The 15988-nt window shown below is 67.8% G+C and carries 21 protein-coding genes; 20 read left to right on the forward strand and 1 reads right to left on the reverse strand.

Translation table 11 applies throughout. From position 1 onward, the window contains the following. Positions 1–65 precede the first annotated feature (65 nt). From ABIQ69_RS11455 to ABIQ69_RS11470, 4 genes are read left to right on the forward strand one after another with little or no spacing between them, the layout of a single operon-like run. A complete protein-coding gene (locus tag ABIQ69_RS11455) occupies positions 66–323 on the forward strand; it encodes a hypothetical protein (protein ID WP_350347246.1) in 258 nt (85 codons plus the stop codon). Then, positions 320–616: a hypothetical protein gene (locus ABIQ69_RS11460; RefSeq protein WP_350347247.1), complete on the forward strand. Its 297-nt coding sequence runs from the start codon at positions 320–322 to the stop codon at positions 614–616. Before ABIQ69_RS11455 ends, ABIQ69_RS11460 begins: the two co-directional genes overlap by 4 nt. Positions 617–620: 4 nt before the next feature. Next, positions 621–791: a hypothetical protein gene (locus tag ABIQ69_RS11465; protein WP_350347248.1), complete on the forward strand. Its 171-nt coding sequence runs from the start codon at positions 621–623 to the stop codon at positions 789–791. A 14-nt stretch (positions 792–805) separates the two neighbouring features. After that, positions 806–1303: a hypothetical protein gene (locus ABIQ69_RS11470; protein ID WP_350347249.1), complete on the forward strand. Its 498-nt coding sequence runs from the start codon at positions 806–808 to the stop codon at positions 1301–1303. A gap of 7 nt (positions 1304–1310) precedes the next feature. Here ABIQ69_RS11470 and ABIQ69_RS11475 read toward each other — a convergent pair whose 3' ends face one another. Further along, complete coding sequence (locus tag ABIQ69_RS11475; RefSeq protein ID WP_350347250.1) at positions 1311–1547, reverse strand: hypothetical protein; 237 nt, start codon at positions 1545–1547, stop codon at positions 1311–1313. Between the two features lie 80 nt (positions 1548–1627). Between ABIQ69_RS11475 and ABIQ69_RS11480 the strand changes: the two genes are divergently transcribed. The 16 genes from ABIQ69_RS11480 to ABIQ69_RS11555 all read left to right on the forward strand — a co-directional run bounded on the left by ABIQ69_RS11480 (position 1628) and on the right by ABIQ69_RS11555 (position 15966). Beyond that, positions 1628–2122: a helix-turn-helix domain-containing protein gene (locus ABIQ69_RS11480; protein ID WP_350347251.1), complete on the forward strand. Its 495-nt coding sequence runs from the start codon at positions 1628–1630 to the stop codon at positions 2120–2122. Then, the gene (locus ABIQ69_RS11485; protein ID WP_350347252.1) at positions 2115–3455 is read left to right on the forward strand and encodes a phage terminase large subunit; all 1341 of its coding nucleotides are present in this window, start codon (positions 2115–2117) and stop codon (positions 3453–3455) included. The genes ABIQ69_RS11480 and ABIQ69_RS11485 overlap by 8 nt, the downstream gene beginning before the upstream one ends. 13 nt (positions 3456–3468) lie before the next feature. Next, on the forward strand, positions 3469–5142 hold the full coding sequence (locus ABIQ69_RS11490) for a phage portal protein (RefSeq protein ID WP_350347253.1): 1674 nt from the start codon (positions 3469–3471) through the stop codon (positions 5140–5142). 184 nt (positions 5143–5326) lie between these two features. Continuing rightward, on the forward strand, positions 5327–6301 hold the full coding sequence (locus ABIQ69_RS11495) for a phage minor capsid protein (protein WP_350347254.1): 975 nt from the start codon (positions 5327–5329) through the stop codon (positions 6299–6301). Positions 6302–6534: 233 nt separating this feature from the next. After that, positions 6535–7341, forward strand: coding sequence for a hypothetical protein (locus ABIQ69_RS11500; RefSeq protein ID WP_350347255.1), 807 nt, complete (start codon positions 6535–6537; stop codon positions 7339–7341). A gap of 16 nt (positions 7342–7357) precedes the next feature. Beyond that, positions 7358–8554 (forward strand): DUF5309 family protein, encoded by a 1197-nt coding sequence (locus ABIQ69_RS11505; protein WP_350347256.1) that lies wholly within the window; start codon positions 7358–7360, stop codon positions 8552–8554. Positions 8555–8623: 69 nt separating this feature from the next. Continuing rightward, positions 8624–9055 (forward strand): hypothetical protein, encoded by a 432-nt coding sequence (locus ABIQ69_RS11510; RefSeq protein ID WP_350347257.1) that lies wholly within the window; start codon positions 8624–8626, stop codon positions 9053–9055. Next, positions 9052–9393, forward strand: coding sequence for a hypothetical protein (locus ABIQ69_RS11515; RefSeq protein ID WP_350347258.1), 342 nt, complete (start codon positions 9052–9054; stop codon positions 9391–9393). Before ABIQ69_RS11510 ends, ABIQ69_RS11515 begins: the two co-directional genes overlap by 4 nt. A gap of 10 nt (positions 9394–9403) precedes the next feature. Further along, positions 9404–9745 carry a hypothetical protein gene (locus ABIQ69_RS11520; protein WP_350347259.1) on the forward strand — a complete coding sequence of 114 codons (342 nt, stop codon included), beginning with the start codon at positions 9404–9406 and terminating at the stop codon, positions 9743–9745. Continuing rightward, entirely contained in the window at positions 9742–10197 is a 456-nt protein-coding gene (locus ABIQ69_RS11525; RefSeq protein WP_350347260.1) for a minor capsid protein, read from the forward strand. The genes ABIQ69_RS11520 and ABIQ69_RS11525 overlap by 4 nt, the downstream gene beginning before the upstream one ends. A gap of 69 nt (positions 10198–10266) precedes the next feature. Continuing rightward, positions 10267–10968 carry an IPT/TIG domain-containing protein gene (locus ABIQ69_RS11530; protein ID WP_350347261.1) on the forward strand — a complete coding sequence of 234 codons (702 nt, stop codon included), beginning with the start codon at positions 10267–10269 and terminating at the stop codon, positions 10966–10968. 73 nt (positions 10969–11041) lie between these two features. After that, entirely contained in the window at positions 11042–11434 is a 393-nt protein-coding gene (locus ABIQ69_RS11535; protein WP_350347262.1) for a hypothetical protein, read from the forward strand. A gap of 77 nt (positions 11435–11511) precedes the next feature. Then, complete coding sequence (locus ABIQ69_RS11540) at positions 11512–11709, forward strand: hypothetical protein (RefSeq protein ID WP_350347263.1); 198 nt, start codon at positions 11512–11514, stop codon at positions 11707–11709. After that, positions 11699–14161 (forward strand): hypothetical protein, encoded by a 2463-nt coding sequence (locus tag ABIQ69_RS11545; protein WP_350347264.1) that lies wholly within the window; start codon positions 11699–11701, stop codon positions 14159–14161. The genes ABIQ69_RS11540 and ABIQ69_RS11545 overlap by 11 nt, the downstream gene beginning before the upstream one ends. Beyond that, complete coding sequence (locus tag ABIQ69_RS11550) at positions 14161–14997, forward strand: hypothetical protein (protein ID WP_350347265.1); 837 nt, start codon at positions 14161–14163, stop codon at positions 14995–14997. The genes ABIQ69_RS11545 and ABIQ69_RS11550 overlap by 1 nt, the downstream gene beginning before the upstream one ends. Positions 14998–15006: 9 nt before the next feature. After that, positions 15007–15966 carry a hypothetical protein gene (locus ABIQ69_RS11555; RefSeq protein ID WP_350347266.1) on the forward strand — a complete coding sequence of 320 codons (960 nt, stop codon included), beginning with the start codon at positions 15007–15009 and terminating at the stop codon, positions 15964–15966. Positions 15967–15988 lie beyond the last annotated feature (22 nt).

A 15988-nucleotide genomic window follows, 5' to 3' on the forward strand; every position in this document is an offset into this window, starting at 1 on the left:
GGGTTAAACCCCGCCGGCTTCACACCCACCGAATGAAGGGGTGAGCATCATGATGGAGCGGGAGCGTGTTCACGGGTAAGGCCGGGCGCGCAATCGACGGCGCCCTCGACCACATCCTGCGGCAACGGAAGCAGACCGCGAAGCAGGAAGCCGAACGCGCCTCCGTGGAGTGGCTGCTCTGGTACGTCGTCGACGGGTCACGCGTCCTCATCGACGCACCCCTCTCGGACCGCCTCCACTGGCTCTCCGAAGTCGACGCCGCCCTCCACGTCGCAGGCCTCGAACGCCCGGCCGCTGAAGAGGTCACGGAGCCCACCGCATGAGCACCGTGCACTTCGTGCCAGACGGTGACCTCATCGAGCACGACATCACCTCCGACGACTGCGTGTGCGGCCCCACGACCCAGCCGGTCGAGTGGGACGACGGCACCACCGGGTGGCTCGTCACACACGCCAGCCTCGACGGCCGCGAAGTCGTCCCATCCGAAGCGTTCACGTTCGAGATCCCCGGAGGCGCGCAGAAGGCGCCCGACACGGAGGTGCTGCAGCAGGCAGCAGACGCCCTCGAACACCGCCTCACTCGTCACGACGAACCGAGGGAGCCGTCCAATGGATGACCGCGTGTCCCGCCTCCTCGACAAGGCAGAGCAGGCGGCCGACCAGAACAACCTCGACCAGGCGGAGACGTATCGCATCCTCGCCGGTCAGGTCGCGTATGGCCAGGTGGCGCCGCAGTGGTCACACGGATGCATCGTGTTCACCGCCCGCTGGGTAGACCGCGGACGCGAGTAACCCCGGAGGTCGCCATGATCGGTCAGGTCGCGATCATCTCCGGACACGGGTGGGCGGCACGCCTCGTCCAGGTGGTCACGAGGTCGGCTCATAATCACGTTGTGATCGGCATCGGGAACGACATCTGCGTCTCCGCGGAACCAAGAGGCGCGATCCTCCGCCCCACCAGCTACTACCCCGACCGAGGCGACCGCATCACCTGGTCCCGGTTCAACCTCACCCCCGACCAAGCCGACGCCATCGCAGACTGGGCATTCGACGCCGAAGGCACCGAGTACTCCTGGATCGACTTCGTCTACGCCGGCATCGCCTCACTCCTGAAACAACACACCCCACGGTTCATCCGCGAACGCGTCGCATCCCCCGACCGGCTGATCTGCTCACAGCTCGCCGACCTCGCACTCCAAGCCGGCGGCATCCACCTGTTCGCAGACCAACGCCCCTACGGAGCCGTCACTCCCGCCGACTTCGCCCAAGTCTTCATCGACCACGGATGGACCGACCAGGCCTGAAGCTTCCTCACCGGATGCGACGCACCGAACCCCGCGACGCACGAGCCGGCTCCGGCTCGGGGAACTCCTCCAGCGCCATCGGGATAGACGGCGACACCAGGATCGTGAGCCACCGGTCATCAGCGAGACGGAACTGCACCGTCCCCTCGGCGATCTCCCCGCCGTCGTTACGCAGATCCGCGAGGACCCGACCATCGTTCGTCTCGAACCTCTGCCCGCCATAGTGCAGCACATACTTCGCCATACCCACACCATCCCACTCGACGCCGACAACGGCGAGAGCCCCAGACGCGGGACAGGCGCCCGTCGAAGAGGTGAACGCACATGGCGAAGCCAGCAACGTTCGACTCTCACGCACGTGTACGCGCGCGGAAGCTGTTCGACGAGGGCATGTCGTGCAACGCCATAGCGCGTGAGCTCGGCGTCTCGGCGTCGACGATCTCTCGTTGGGCGAAGGGTGAGGGGTTGTCGTTCGACCGGTCGGCGACCGCGGCGGCTTCTGCTGCTGTCGAGGTGGATGCGCGTGCACGTCGGACGCTGATCCGTTCTCGCCTGTACGGGCGTGTGGAGAAGCTGCTGTCGTCTGTGGAGGCGGAGACGTTCAAGACGTTGGTGCCGTCGGGCCCGGGCGAGCAGTCGACGCGGACACTGGACTATGTGCCGTCGAACGATGAGCGGAACATCTCGACGTCGATCGCGAACTATCTGAAGGAGGCCCGCGAGCTCGAGCGGGCTGATGACGACCGTGGTGTCGGGTCGGCGGAGTCGCTGCTGGGTGCTCTGGCGCGGGAGTTGGGGCTGGAGCCTGCGGATGGTTGACGTGCTCGACGGCGCCCCCGTGCTCTCCTGCCTGGGTGCGACGCAGCAGACCGCGTTGCGTGGCATGAAGGCACGCGTGAACATCCTCGAGGGCGCGATCCGGTCGGGCAAGACGATCGTGTCGCTGCTGCGGTTCCTCATCGCGGTGGTGTTCGCGCGTGGAGGCGCGATCGTCGTCGTCGCCCGCACCCGTGACTCGGCGTACCGGAACGTGTTCGCCCCGCTGATGGACCCGGCCCTGTTCGGCCGGCTCGCGTTCCTCGTGTCCTACAACTCGGGTGCGCCGACGGCGAAGATCCTGGGCCGCACCGTGCACGTCCTCGGCGCGTCGGATGCGAAGGCGGAGAAGGTGCTCCGTGGTCTCACGGTCGCTCTCGCGTACGTGGATGAGGTCACCGTCATCCCGGAGGAGTTCTTCACCCAGCTGCTGGGCCGTATGAGCCCACCGAACGCGCAACTCTTCGGCACGACCAACCCGGACTCGCCGGCGCACTGGCTGAAGGTCAAGTTCCTCGACCGCATCGGCACCGACCTCGTCGGCTGGGTGTCGTTCCACTTCACCCTCGACGACAACCCAGGCCTGACCGAGCAGTACAAGCTGTCGATCAAGGCCGAGTTCACGGGCCTCTGGTACAAGCGGTTCGTGCTCGGCGAGTGGGTCGCCGCCGAGGGCGCGATCTTCGACATGTGGGACCCCGACATCCACACGATCCCGTGGGACGACCTGCCCGAGATGCAGGAACTCATCGCCGTGGGCGTGGACTACGGCACCACAAACCCGACCGCAGCGATCATCCTCGGCATCAGCGCCGAGCACGACGGGTACGGGCGCCCCCGCCGGCGCCTGTTCTTCGTCGACGAGTTCCGGCACGACTCGAAGACGGCGCAGCAGAAACTCACCGATGCGCAGCTCTCCGAACGGCTGCGGGCATGGCTCGACGAGAACCACCTGCCACCGTCCACAGGGACACGCCTCCGACCCCGGTACGTGATCCTCGACCCGTCGGCCGCATCGTTCATGGTGCAGCTCCACTCCGACGGCGTCACCGCAGCGCAGGCCGACAACGAGGTGCTGTACGGCATCCGCACCGTCGCTTCCCTCCTCGCCGCAGGGAAGCTGCTCGTCGCCCGCCCCACCACGCAGAACCCTGATCGCGGATGCCCCGGCTTCATCGCCGAAGCACCCGGTTACGCGTGGGACCCGGAGGCGACGCTGAAGGGCGTCGACAAGCCGATCAAGGTCGCGGACCACTCACTCGACGGCGGACGCTACTCCGTCGTCACGACCGAGCGCATCTGGCGTTCCCGCATCGACTTCGCTCTCGCTGCCTGAAACGGAGGCCCGCATGGCTGACACGTGGCCTCCCGAACCATTCGACATCGCGTTCGCCCGATTCCGCGAGCTCGACGCCTGGTACACCGGAGACGCGCAGACCCTCGCGGAGATCTACTCCGGGCAGGCGGCCGCTGCAGCGCCCACGCACACCGTCAACGGGCGCGCGTACCGGGGCGGCATCCTCGGTTCTCTGTCGAAGATGTTCGTCGGGCAGCCCGTGGTGCCGGACGAGAAGCGGATGCGGATGCACCTGCCGCTCGCCGCGGACCTGTGCACCCTGTCGGCGGACCTCCTGTTCGGTGAAGCCCCGCAGGTCGTGTTCCGCAACCCAACCCCGGACGCGGCGCCGGCGGACGGTGAGCCGGTCACGAAGTGGACCCACCCGGCGCAGGACCGCCTCGACGAGATCATCGGCGCCGATGAGGCGCACGCGGAACTCCTGCTCGCTGGTGAGTACGCTGCCGCGCTCGGCGGGTCGTACATCGCGGTCGCGTGGGATAAGGAGCTGCAGGACCACGTCTTCCCGAAGGCGTACGCCGCTGACTCCGCCATCCCCACGTTCCGTCACGGCCGCCTGTGGTCGGTGAAGCTGTGGTCCGAGTACCACGACGGCAACGAGGTGTACCGCCTCGTCGAAGAGCACCAGCGCGGCACCGTCGAGTTCACCCTGTACCGCGGCACCGCCCGCACCCTCGGCAAGCCGGTGCAGATCGAGGAACGCCCAGAGACGGCGCATTATGCGTCCCTCCGTACACCGGCGGACTACGACGTCCTCGACGGGGAACTCCCCCAGTCGGTGAAGATCGCGACCGGCTCCGACCGTCTCGCGGTCGCGTACATGCCGAACGCACGCCCCGTGAGGGACTGGCGGAAGCTCGGCCCCCTCGCATACCTCGGACGCTCCGACCTCGACGGCGTGCAGGACATCCTCGACAAGGTCGACATGACATGGTCGTCCCTCATGCGCGACATCGAGAACGGGCAGGGCCGGCTCATCATGCCGGAGGAGTTCCTCACCGTGAACGGTCCCGGGCAGGGTTCCACCGCGGACCTGTACCGGCAGGTGTTCACCCCCGTCGCGGGTGGCCTCGGGAAGTCGACCGACAACAGCGGTGGGATCACGATCGCGCAGTTCGCTATCCGGGTGCAGGAGCACCTCGACACCATCAACGGGTTGAAGAAGGAGCTCGCGTCCGCTGTCGGGTACTCCGAGTCTCACCTCGGCCTCGACGACGCGAGGGGGGAACGAACCGCGACCGATGTGCAGGCTGACCTGTCCGACTCGGAACGCACCCGCGACAAGAAGGCCCTGTACGCGAAGGCCGCGCTCGCACGCTGGTCGCTCGCGGCGCTCGAGATCGACAAGGCCGTGTTCGGCGGCACCGACGTCGGAGACCTGACCTCCGCACCCGACGTGGTGTTCGCGCCTGTGTCGCAGGCGGACCCGGAGAAGATGGCCCGCACCGCGCAGCTGCTCGACGCTGCCCGCGCAGCGACCCGGGAGACCATCGTCCGCACCGTTCACCCCGACTGGGACGACGACGAGGTCAAGGTGGAAGCCGACGGCATCCGCGACGAACTCGATCAGGCGGCGATGCGTGACCCGATCATGTCGCCGTTCGACCCCACCGACCAGGAGAAGCCCGACGACGGCGAGGAGCCTGAGGATGGCGACGAAGACTGAACCGACCGCGGCGCAGCACGCAGCAACCCTGATCGGTGCGTACGTGCTCGCCGAGGTTCAGCTTCTCCGTGGCGTCACCGGAATCCTGCGGACGTCGGAGGGTTTCACTGGGCTGCCTCGCATCCGTGAGCTCGTCTCGCGGGTGGTGAGGTCCCTTGCACGTGGTGATCGTGTCGCTCAGGCGATGGTGTCCGCCGCGATTGTGGAGGGTACGGGCATCGCCCGCGGGCAGACGAAGACGCTGAAGGCTGTGATCCGTGCCGCCGGTGTGGACGCCCGCGGCGGCTCCCGAGGGCCCGGAGGTGGGCGCCCGCCGGGACGTGGGCTGCAGCTACCCGACGATGAGTTCTTCGACCTGTCGATGCCGCACGGGGAACGCGCCGCGCAGGCGATCCGAGACGACATCGTGTCCGAGCTCGAAGACGTGCGGCGCCGCATCACCCGTCTCCCGGACGACATCTACAAGATGATCGCCCCGCACGGTGCGATCTACCAGGTCCTGTCGAACGACGTCACGCCAGCCCAGGCGCAGGCGATGGCGTGGCGGGTGTTCGTGTCGCAGGGAGTCACCGGGTTCACAGACCGTTCCGGCCGGGACTGGTCGCTCTCCGCGTACGTGGAGATGGCGGTCCGGACTGCGGCGGCGCGGGCGCAGAATGCGTCACACCTGGCGCGGATGCGTGCGATCGGGGTGGAGTACTTCACCGTCCCGACGTCGGCGCACCCGTGCCCGCTGTGCTTCCCATGGCAGGGGCGTGTCATCACCGCTGAACCGATCCCGGACCCGGTGATCCCGGTCGCGGGCACGATCGAGCAGGCGACCGCGGCGGGGCTGTTCCACCCGAACTGTGCGCACGTCCTGATCCCGGTGTATCCGGGCATCACGCAGCTCGAGCCGGGTGTGTGGACGGAGGAGTTGCAGCGGGAGTACACGCTGTCGCAGCGGCAGCGTGCGATCGAGCGGGAGATCCGGAAGGCGAAACGTCAGGCGGAGTACGCCCTCACCCCCGAGGCGCGGGCCGACGCGATCGGCAAGCTGCGGCATGAACAGGCGCGGATGCGGTCGTTCATCGCCGACACCGGGTTCCTCCGCGACTCCCGCCGCGAACAGGTCGACCTCACCGACCCGCGCATCAAGCTGCCCCAGCCAATCCGGTGACATCGCATGACCGCAATTCACATGTATCTCGGACGCCCGTTCGTCACCGGCGTCGAGTGTCCTCGATGCCAATTCGATTCGATGCTCGCCGCCCTCGTGCTGATCGACAACCAGCCCGCCTTCCTGTGGGCGTGCGGTCGGCCCGTGTGTTCAGCGGGCGACTAGCTCCCGCCTCGCGCGGGCTCATCCCCATCCACCGACTGCCGGCAGGTCCGGCGAAGGAGACAACCATCATGTCCGAGCAGGCCTCGAACACTCAGCACGACCTCATCGACATCTCGACCTACGCCGATGCGGAACCGGTCTACATGCCGGGCCCCGCGCGACCGTCGAAGCTCGCCCTCATGGGCATCCGCTTCATGACGGACGAGGGAGACGGCACCGGCGCAGGCGACCCGCCCACCGATCCGCCCTCGAGCTCCACCCCGCCGTGGGGTGACGACCCGTCGAAGTTCGACCCGGACAAGGCCTGGAAGCTCATCCAGAACGTCAAGGGCGATCTCGTCGAGGAGCGCACGAAGCGTGAGCAGGCCATCAAGGACGCCGTCGAACAGGCGCAGAAGTCCACCCTCGCGGAATTCGCGAAGCTCCTCACCGGAGGCGAACCCGAGGAGACCGACCCTGAGAAGCTCAAGGCCCGCGTCACCGACCTGTCGACGCAGATCCAGTCGAAGGACGGCGAGCTCACGAAGGCGCAGGCCGACGTGAAGGCCGCGAACCTCTCCACCGCCGTCGCCCTCCTCGCCCCCTCGCTCGGCGGGAACGCGAAGCTCCTCCTCGCGAACGAGGAGTTCAAGACCTCCATCGCGTCGGCAGAGCCGACCGATGAGGCGGCCATCACGGCCGCGATCACCAAGGCGTTGCAGGCCAACGCCGCACTCAAGCAGCCCCCCGCCCGGTCAGGTGCCGGCGAACACACGGGGCCGACCGTCCAGTCCCTCGAAGCGCAGCTCAAGGCCGCGACAGAGAAGGGCGAATGGCGGGAGACCATCCGCCTGAAGCGGGCCATCGCAGCCGCGAAAACCGCCACCGGCAACTGAACCCAAGGAGAACAGCATGGCTGGAATCACCGGGCAGGGGACGACCTTCAACCTGCCCAACTACACCGGCGAGCTCTTCCAGATCTCGCCCGACGACACCCCCCTCCTCTCCGCGATCGGTGGCCTCACCGGCGGCAAGGAGACCAAGTCGACCGAGTTCGAGTGGCAGACCTACGACCTCCGTTCCCCGGAGGAGAACCGGTCCCGCCTCGAGGGCGCGAACGCGCAGAACTCGGACCAGCGTGTCCGCGCGAACGTGTCGAACGTGGTGGAGATCCACCAGGAGACCGTCGAGGTGTCGTACACCAAGCAGGCCGCCACCGGCCAGCACAGCGGCGTGAACAACGACGCGTCGAACCCCGTCACCGCGGAACTCCCGTGGCAGATCGAGCAGGCGCTGAAGGCGAAGGCGACCGACGTCGAAGCGTCGTTCATCCTCGGCCAGTACCAGAAGCCGGTCGACAACACCACGGCCCGGAAGACCCGGGGTCTGCTGCAGGCCATCACGACCAACGTGATCGACCTCGGCACCGCGTTCACCGGCCTCGCCGCCGCGACCGACACGATCACCCACACCGCCACGCCGCTCGCGGACAACGACGCGGTGCGGTTCACGTCGGTGGGCGCGTCGACCGCGATCAAGGTGAACCGCGTCTACTACGTCGTCGGCAAGACCACGAACGCGTTCAAGGTCTCCGCGACGAAGGGTGGCGCGCCGATCAACATCGGCACCGCCACCGTCGACGTGTCGAAGCTCGCGACCGCGGGCCCGACGAAGGACACCTACGACGAGCTGTTCCAGCGCGTCTACGACAACGGCGGCATGCGCGAGGGCGCGACGCAGACGATCATCGTCGGCTCGCGGCAGAAGCGGAACCTGTCCGAGGCGTACGCCCGCGCGTACGGCAAGTACCAGGAGCAGTCCCGGAACGTCGGCGGTGTCAACTTCACCACCATCCAGACGGACTTCGGCACGTTCAACGTGCTGCTCGACCGCTGGCTGCCGGCCGACGTGTTCAACGTCACCTCGCTCGAGCAGCTCGCCCCGGTGTTCCTGAACATCCCGGGCAAGGGCCACTTCTTCGAGGAAGAGCTCGCGAAGATCGGCGCGTCCGACCGCGTGCAGCTCTACGGCGAGATCGGCCTGGAGTACGGCAACGAGAAGGCGCACGGCGTGATCCGTGGCCTCCCCGTCGCGCCCGTCTGGGCCTGACCCGCACTGGCCCCAGCGCTCACCACGGGCGCTGGGGCCAACCCCACCATCCCATCCAAGGAGACGCCCATGTTCGTGGTCCCGACGACCCTGGCCGAACCAGCTGACCTCGCTGCATGGACGGGCACCGACGCGCCGACGAACGCCGCGCAGATCCTCCGCTCCTGCACGTCCCTTGTGCTCGACGAGACGAAGACGGCGACGTACCCCGTCGACCCGGAGACGGGCCTCTCCACCGACACGGACGTGAAGAACGCGCTCCGTGACGCGACCTGCATTCAGGCCGCCGCGTGGGTGGCGTTGAAGATCGACCCGGCGACGGGTGGTGTGCTCGCCCAGTCGGTGAAGAAGCGGAAGGAGCTCGGCACCGCGGTGATCGAGTATGCGGATTCCGCATCCGCCGCCGCGGCGCGGGCGCAGGCGTACCGTGAGCTCGTCCCTGAGGCTCGCGCATTCCTCCGCAACCGGGGCCTGCTGGACGCGGCGGTGAGCCACTCGTGAGCGACCTCGACGACTTCTTCGTCCACACGGTGACGGTGGAAGCGTTCCAAGACACGAACGGGTACGGCGAACCGCAGTACGCCGCCCCAGCCGTCGTGGCGTGCTTCACCGAAGCGAAGCGTCGCCTCGTGCGGTCCTCCACAGGTGAGGAAGTCGTGTCCGAAACGACCCTGTACACCGACGCATCACACGAGACGAAGTTCCCGCCCGGCAGCCGCGTCACCGTCGGCGCCGACGTCGCGACCGTGATCACAGCCGGCGCGTTCACGTCCGGCGACCTCGATCTCCCCGACCACCTCGTCGTGAACCTCGACCGCGGAGCATCCCGCAACCAGTAGGAGGCGCACCGTGGCCGACGATGAAGACTTCCTCGCGGTCCTCCACCGCGTCGACGAGGGCATGGACGGGCTGATGCCCATCGCGCTCGCCCGCGGCATGGAGCACATCCGCGGTGTCGCCGCAGGCCTCACGCCGGTCCGCACGGGACAGCTCGTCGGGTCCGCCTCGGTCACCGTCGATGGTGACGAGGCGCAGCTGTTCTACCCGGGCCCGTACGCCCGCCGACAGCACTACGAGCTCGACTGGCGGCACACGAAGGGCCAGGCGCTGTACCTCGAGCAGCCGATGCGCACCGAGGCCGACACGGCTCTCGGCATCGTCTCCGACACGCTCGGGGGTGCGTTCCAATGAGCAACACCACCGTCCTCGCCACAGGTCTCGCGGAGGTGCTCGCGAGCGCCGGAATCGGGCTCACCTGGAACCCCACAGGCACGTACCCGGCCGGGCAGACGGGCATCTTCATGAAGATCATGCCGCAGTCGCCCGACCGGGTCGTCACCATCAACGTCGTCTGGGCCGGCGACGACATCACGATGCCTCGTGCGCAGCCGATGATCCAGATCCGCGGCCGTGGCCTCCCGAAGAAACCGCTCGACGTCGACGACCTTCTCGACCCGATCGTCGATGTCCTTCACGGCCGCACGAACCTGCCGCTCGGTGGGCTCATGGTCGTGCAGATCAACCGTCGCGTGTCCGCCCCGCTCGGCGCTGACGAGAACGGCCGTTGGGAGCGCGTGGACCAGTACTACGCCGACGTCGACGTCCCGCCCACGATCAACCGCCCCGAAGGCGGTAGCTGGTAGCCGCCAGCGCTTCGCCCCCAAGGCTCATGCCGCGGGGCTCACACCCCGATCAGCCTGAGGAGGCTCATCATGCCCACCGCTCTTGCACGCCGTTTCAAGGTCGATGTTTCGACTGACGGCACCACTTGGCTCACCCTCAAGGGGATCAACGACCTGAACCCTGCGATCTCTCCCACCCTTGTTGGTGCGGACGACTACGACTCGAACGGGTTCGCCTCGTTCGAGAAGACCCTGCAGGGCTGGGTCCTCACGGCCAAGGCGCTGCGGAAGACGAACGCCGGCGTCTTCGACCCCGCCCAGGAACTCGTCCGCGGCCGACAGCTGAGCTTCGGAGACACGGCCCGTGTCTACGTCCGCTGGTACGACCGCAACGGCGCACCGGAGGCGTACCAGGGTCTCGCGATCGTCGGATGGGCGCCGTCGAAGACGGGTGTCGCGGACCTCGACGAGGTCACGATCACCCTCACCGGCGACGGCATCCTCACCCAGATCGCGAACCCGTACAACGCGGCCGCTGTGCCCGTGATCCTCGGTGCCAGCCCGTCGGGCGTCGCCGCGGGCGGCATCGTCAACATCTCCGGCACCGGCTTCGCGGGTGTCAACGGTGCGGCGTCGGTCAAGTTCGGCGCGACGAACGCGACGAGCTACATCGTCGTGTCCGACAACACCATCGTCGCCGTCATGCCTGCTGGCTCCGCTGGTGCCGCGAACATCACCGTCGTGAACAGCGCCGGCACGTCGACCGCGTTCAGCTACACGCGCGGCGCGTAATCCCCAAGCCCCCGGGCGCCCGTATGGGGATGCGGGCGCCCGGGCTCATCCCCACAGAAAGGTCCCCCAGATCATGACGCAGCTTCGCGAGTACACCGAGTTCTCCGACGGCCCCCTGCAGTTCCCGATCCGAGGGAAGGTGTACACCGCCCCGGAGATCGACATCCCGACCGGCATGCGCCTCAACGGGATCGTCGAAGGTACCGCTGACCAGGACATGAACTCCGTCGAGCTCGGACAGCTCATCCTCGGCCCCGTGTGGGACGAGATGATCGCCGACGGTGTCCCCCTCGCCGCAGCCACGCGGGCCGTGTCCGTCGCGATGGCCGACTTCCTCTACGGGCGCGAGTACGCGCAGGCGTACTGGGAGACCGGCAACGACCCAAAAGCGCTGGAGAAGCGCCTGGCACCGAACAGGGCCTCGAGGCGATCGACAAGTACGGGTGGGGCGAGAAAGACCCGCTGACCGGACTGTACGAGGGTTACGACCTTCCCCAAGGCCTGTCGAAGCCGCCCGGCAACCCGATCTCGCTGAGAGCCGTCGTGGAGCAGTGGGCGCTCGTGGAGTTCTCGTTCCACCAGATCCTCGGCGTCGACCTTGAGGACGTGTGGCGGCGGAAGTCGTGGCGCTGGTTCGAGACCCGGGTCCGCGGTCTCCTCTCCATCGACTCCCCACTCGCCCGCTTCTTCGCGCCCGACGAGCAGGCGCCACCACAGCCGGAGGTGAACGATGGCGGGTGACGGACCCACGACCGCAGGTTCCATCGTCGGCAAGCTGAAGATGGACCGGTCGGACTGGCTCGCCGGTGTGGCAGCCACGACGGCCGAAGCGCGAGCGCTCGGTTCCCTCGATCCAACGATCGACATCGACACGAACGCTCGAGACGTCATCCGCGAGCTCGACGACACGGCACAGTCCGTCGGCGTCGTCACCGAGCGGCACCGCACTCTCGGCAGCGTGGTGCAACGCACCACCGACGACACGATCAAGTTCAACGACGCGAACCGTACGTCGTTCACCCGCATGGGCATGATCGCGTCCGCTGTGGCGCTGCTCGTCCCCCTCCTTGGGCCCCTCGGCGCTGGCATCATCGGCGTCGGGTCCGCGTTCCTCGGCATGGGTGTCGCCGGCGTCCTCGCCCTCGTCGGCATCCACCAGCAGATGGAGCAGGGCACCGAACTCGGCCGCCAGTACTCCACCGGCGTCGGCCAGATGAAGTCGATGTTCTCGCAGCTGTCCGCGACGGCTGCCGTGAGCATGCTGACCTCGTTCAACCGGGTCGTGAAGGAGACCTCCGACGCGTTCCCGTTCCTGAACCAGCAGGTCAGCACCTTCTCGGGACTCCTCGGCCGATCGGGCGCGAACTTCCTGTCCGGCGTCATCACGTCGCTGCAGATCCTGAACCCGCTGTTCATGACCGCGGCAGTGTGGATCGAGGACATCTCCGAGGGCTTCCAGCGGTGGACGCAGGATGGCGGGCTGCAGCAGTTCGCGTCCTATGCGCTCTCCGCGCTGCCGTCCGTGCTCGACATGATCGGCGCCCTCTCGGGCATGGTGATCCACCTGATCACCGCGCTCGCCCCGCTCGGCGCGATCGGCGTCGGCGTGCTCACGGGCATCGCGGACGTCATCAACGCGATCCCGGTGGAGGTGCTCGGCACCCTCATCGGCATGGTCACGTGGGGCACCCTCGCGTTCAAGGCGTGGGGGTTCGTTGCCCCGCTGCTCGCCGGTATCGCAACCCAGTTCGGTGCCGTCGGGGCTGCTGCGACCATCGCGACAGGCCCGATCGGGTGGGCGGTCGCAGGTGTCGCCGCGCTCGCGTCGATCCTCGTCATCGCCACTGCGGGCACCCGTGGTGCCACGGCCGCCATGCAGGACTACACCGCAGCGGTGGAGGCCGACAACGGCGCCATCGGTGAGAACGTGCGCGCGAAGGCCGCCCAGCGTCTGCAGGACGACGGAGCGCTCGAGACCGCGAAGAAGCTGAAGATCGCGACCGAGGATGTCGTGAGCGCGACCCTTGGCGACGTGTCCGCGAAGCAGCGCGTCAACGAGAAGCTGGACGAGTTCGCGAAGGGCTCGTCGATCGCTGCGACCTGGGCCGACACGCTCAGGCAGTCGATGGAGGATAACTCCGGCGCGATCGAGGGTGAAGTCGACCGCTACCACGCCCTGAACGAAGCCGTCGGCGGAGTCGCGACGTCGACGGGCACCATGTCCGAGATGACGCGCTCCTCGGCGTCGTCGTACCTCGAGGCGGCGGACGCCGCTTCCGAGCTCCGGAACCAGCTCGAGCAGCTCCTCGCGAAGATCAACGAGGGCAACGACCTCGGGCAGGACGCGATCACCGCGAACTCCGCCTACCAGGACGCCCTCGCGGGCATCACGGAGGAGGTCGAGCGGCAGAAGGCTGCGTACGAGGAAGCGAACGGCACCCTCGACGGGTTCGTGTTCTCCCTCGACGAGTCCACCGCGACGGGGTCAGGGAACGCTGCTATGTTCGCGGATCTCGCGCAGAAGTCGCAGACCGCGGCGGAGAAGCAGCTGCAGCTCACCGGTGACACGGCGGCGTACAAGGCTCAGCTCGAGGCGGGCCGGCAGACGCTGTACGACACGATCCTGGGCCTCACGGGGAACGCGGATGCCGCGCAACGGCTGACGGACAAGATCTACGCGATGCCGTCTCAGAAGGAGATCGACATCCTCGCGGACACGCTCCGCGCACAGTCGGCGCTGGATGCGTTCATCGCTTCTGCGAACGCGCGGGTCGCGACGATCACGGTCCGGGCCACGATGCCGGACCTCAACGGCGAGGCGTCGGGTTCAGGCCGGATGGGCACGTTCGGCGCGAACGGCCTGACCGCGCAGGGACTCGCCTCCGGCGGGTCTGGCACGGTCGTCGGGCCCGGGAACGCGCACTCGGATGGTGCGGGCCTGTACGTCCTTGCCAACGGTGAGGAGGTCACGTCGGACCGGTTCGGGCAGGCATCCCGGAACCGGGCGCTCCTGAAGCAGCTGAACGCCGGCGTCGTCGCACCGATGCTGCCCTCAGCTGGTTCACGTGAGCCAGCCGCGTACCCGCAGCAGGTCACGAAGGTCGAGAAGCACTTCCACTTCACCGTGTACGCCAACGACCCGAACGACCTGTTCCAGAAGGTACAGAACCGGCAGAACCAACTGGGGGGCTGATGGCGACCACGATCGACTACGGCCACATCCCGTTCGGCGGTGTCGACGAGTTCGGCGTCCGGTGGAGGCTGACGAGCTTCGATGGGTGGGACGGGTCTCCCGCTCCCACCCTCGACGTCGTCCAGAACCCGCGCGGCGCTGGCGGGTCCGCAGGTGAGGGCTTCTTCACCCCGCGGTACCTCGCCCCGCGCGGGCAGATCATCGCCCCCACGGCCGAGCTCCTGAACGACGCCGTCGATCGTCTCAACGACGCCGTCGCGCTCGACGATCGACCGTTCACCGTCGCCCAGGCGGGCAAGGAGCGGTGGCTCAATGTCCGCCGGGCAGACGAGGTTCGCGCGCCGAAGCTGAACGACCGGATCGCGGAGTACGCGTTCCAGGTCGTAGCGCTCGACGGGCGGAAGCTCCATGGCGAGATGTCCGGGACGACGGCGCTGCCGTCGTCGGTGGGTGGCCTGACGGTGCCGTTCACGGTGCCGTTCATCATCGACGCGACGCAGGTCTCTGGGCAGGTTTCGCTGACTAATCCGGGCAACGAGGTTGGACCCGTGAAGGTCCGAATCGATGGGCCGTGCGTCGGCCCCGTCGTGACACACGTGTCATCGGGTCGGTCGCTGGTCTTCGCGTCGTCGCTGGTGCTGGGCGCCGGCGAGTGGCTCGAGATTGACATGGACGCCCGGACGGTCCTCGCCAACGGGCAGTCGAACCGGCGCATGTACGTGTACTCCGCCGGCTGGTCGTTCTTCGAACCCGGCGACAACACCTGGGCGTTCACCGCCGCTTCCTTCGATCCCGCTCCCCGGATGACCGTGACGGCCATCCCCGCAGACAAGTAAGGACACCCCATGGTCGACACGCTCTACCCCGCGAACGCGGTGACGGATGCGCCCGCCTACAACGGGCGCATCCTGCGTCAAGCGGGCGCCGTGGACCTCGCCGGCGCGGTAGCCGGCCGCCCGCTTGGCGCTCGATCCGGTGTCCGCCCGGGCACCCCGACGAACACCGTGACGACGACGTCGAGCACGTGGACGTGTCAGCCGTTCGCTGGTGTCGCGGACGTGATGACGGCCGCGGAGTCCGGCCCGTACCGGTTCGCGTTCGACGCTGCGGCGTCGGGTTCGATCGTCGCGGCGGACACGCAGGCGCGGAAGGACATCATCTACGTCGAGGTGAAGGACCCCGCGGAAGGTGTGGGGTCAACGCCGTCGGTGACGCGGAAGTACCTGCCTGGTGCCCCGTCCGGGACGCCGTCGGCTCCGTCGATCCCCCCGACGGAACGCGGCTTCGTGATCGCGGAGATCAACGTCCCGGCGACAGGCGGCGGGGCCCCCACGGTCACGTGGGTTGCACCCTACTGCGTGGCGGCCGGCGGCGTGCTGCCCGTTCCGGCTGGCGTGTACCCGACGTCGCCGTACCTGGGGCAGTACGTCGACGACCCAGTGAAGGGGTTGCTCCGCTACGACGGCACAGGGTGGGTGCCGCAGTCGCCCCTCATCATGCCCGGTGCTGGTCTCGTCGGCGGTACCCCGCCGGCCGGTACCCGGTTCATCGAGAAGTCCGGCGCGTTCCTCGTGAACACGAACGGTTCGGGTGACGCCGGATACACGTACCCGACACCGTTCCCGAACGGGGTCTTGTCGATCGAGCTTCAGCGGCGGGACTTCTCCAACTACGGGGCCACGATCCAGATCCTGAACGCCACCCAGACACTGTCTGTGGCGTCGTTCCGCGTCTACCAGCCGGGTGGTGCCCCACTGACGGGCGTCAACAACGTCCCGTTCACCTACAGGGCCATCGGTTGGTGACCCTCGATCCACAGGGAGGTCA

Origin of the sequence: Agromyces sp. G08B096, from assembly GCF_040267705.1 — a bacterium.
Classification (GTDB): Bacteria; Actinomycetota; Actinomycetes; order Actinomycetales; family Microbacteriaceae; genus Agromyces.

Excerpts from the sequence above, each read along its gene's own strand:
- ABIQ69_RS11535 (WP_350347262.1), top strand. The coding sequence starts at position 11,042 with ATGACGCAGCTTCGCGAGTACACCGAGTTCTCCGACGGCCCCCTGCAG.
- ABIQ69_RS11530 (WP_350347261.1), top strand. The coding sequence starts at position 10,267 with ATGCCCACCGCTCTTGCACGCCGTTTCAAGGTCGATGTTTCGACTGAC.
- ABIQ69_RS11485 (WP_350347252.1), top strand. The coding sequence starts at position 2,115 with ATGGTTGACGTGCTCGACGGCGCCCCCGTGCTCTCCTGCCTGGGTGCG.
- ABIQ69_RS11505 (WP_350347256.1), top strand. The coding sequence starts at position 7,358 with ATGGCTGGAATCACCGGGCAGGGGACGACCTTCAACCTGCCCAACTAC.
- ABIQ69_RS11500 (WP_350347255.1), top strand. The coding sequence starts at position 6,535 with ATGTCCGAGCAGGCCTCGAACACTCAGCACGACCTCATCGACATCTCG.
- ABIQ69_RS11480 (WP_350347251.1), top strand. The coding sequence starts at position 1,628 with ATGGCGAAGCCAGCAACGTTCGACTCTCACGCACGTGTACGCGCGCGG.
- ABIQ69_RS11475 (WP_350347250.1), bottom strand. The coding sequence starts at position 1,547 with ATGGCGAAGTATGTGCTGCACTATGGCGGGCAGAGGTTCGAGACGAAC.
- ABIQ69_RS11490 (WP_350347253.1), top strand. The coding sequence starts at position 3,469 with ATGGCTGACACGTGGCCTCCCGAACCATTCGACATCGCGTTCGCCCGA.
- ABIQ69_RS11510 (WP_350347257.1), top strand. The coding sequence starts at position 8,624 with ATGTTCGTGGTCCCGACGACCCTGGCCGAACCAGCTGACCTCGCTGCA.
- ABIQ69_RS11495 (WP_350347254.1), top strand. The coding sequence starts at position 5,327 with ATGGTGTCCGCCGCGATTGTGGAGGGTACGGGCATCGCCCGCGGGCAG.
- ABIQ69_RS11545 (WP_350347264.1), top strand. The coding sequence starts at position 11,699 with ATGGCGGGTGACGGACCCACGACCGCAGGTTCCATCGTCGGCAAGCTG.
- ABIQ69_RS11550 (WP_350347265.1), top strand. The coding sequence starts at position 14,161 with ATGGCGACCACGATCGACTACGGCCACATCCCGTTCGGCGGTGTCGAC.
- ABIQ69_RS11555 (WP_350347266.1), top strand. The coding sequence starts at position 15,007 with ATGGTCGACACGCTCTACCCCGCGAACGCGGTGACGGATGCGCCCGCC.
- ABIQ69_RS11460 (WP_350347247.1), top strand. The coding sequence starts at position 320 with ATGAGCACCGTGCACTTCGTGCCAGACGGTGACCTCATCGAGCACGAC.
- ABIQ69_RS11525 (WP_350347260.1), top strand. The coding sequence starts at position 9,742 with ATGAGCAACACCACCGTCCTCGCCACAGGTCTCGCGGAGGTGCTCGCG.
- ABIQ69_RS11470 (WP_350347249.1), top strand. The coding sequence starts at position 806 with ATGATCGGTCAGGTCGCGATCATCTCCGGACACGGGTGGGCGGCACGC.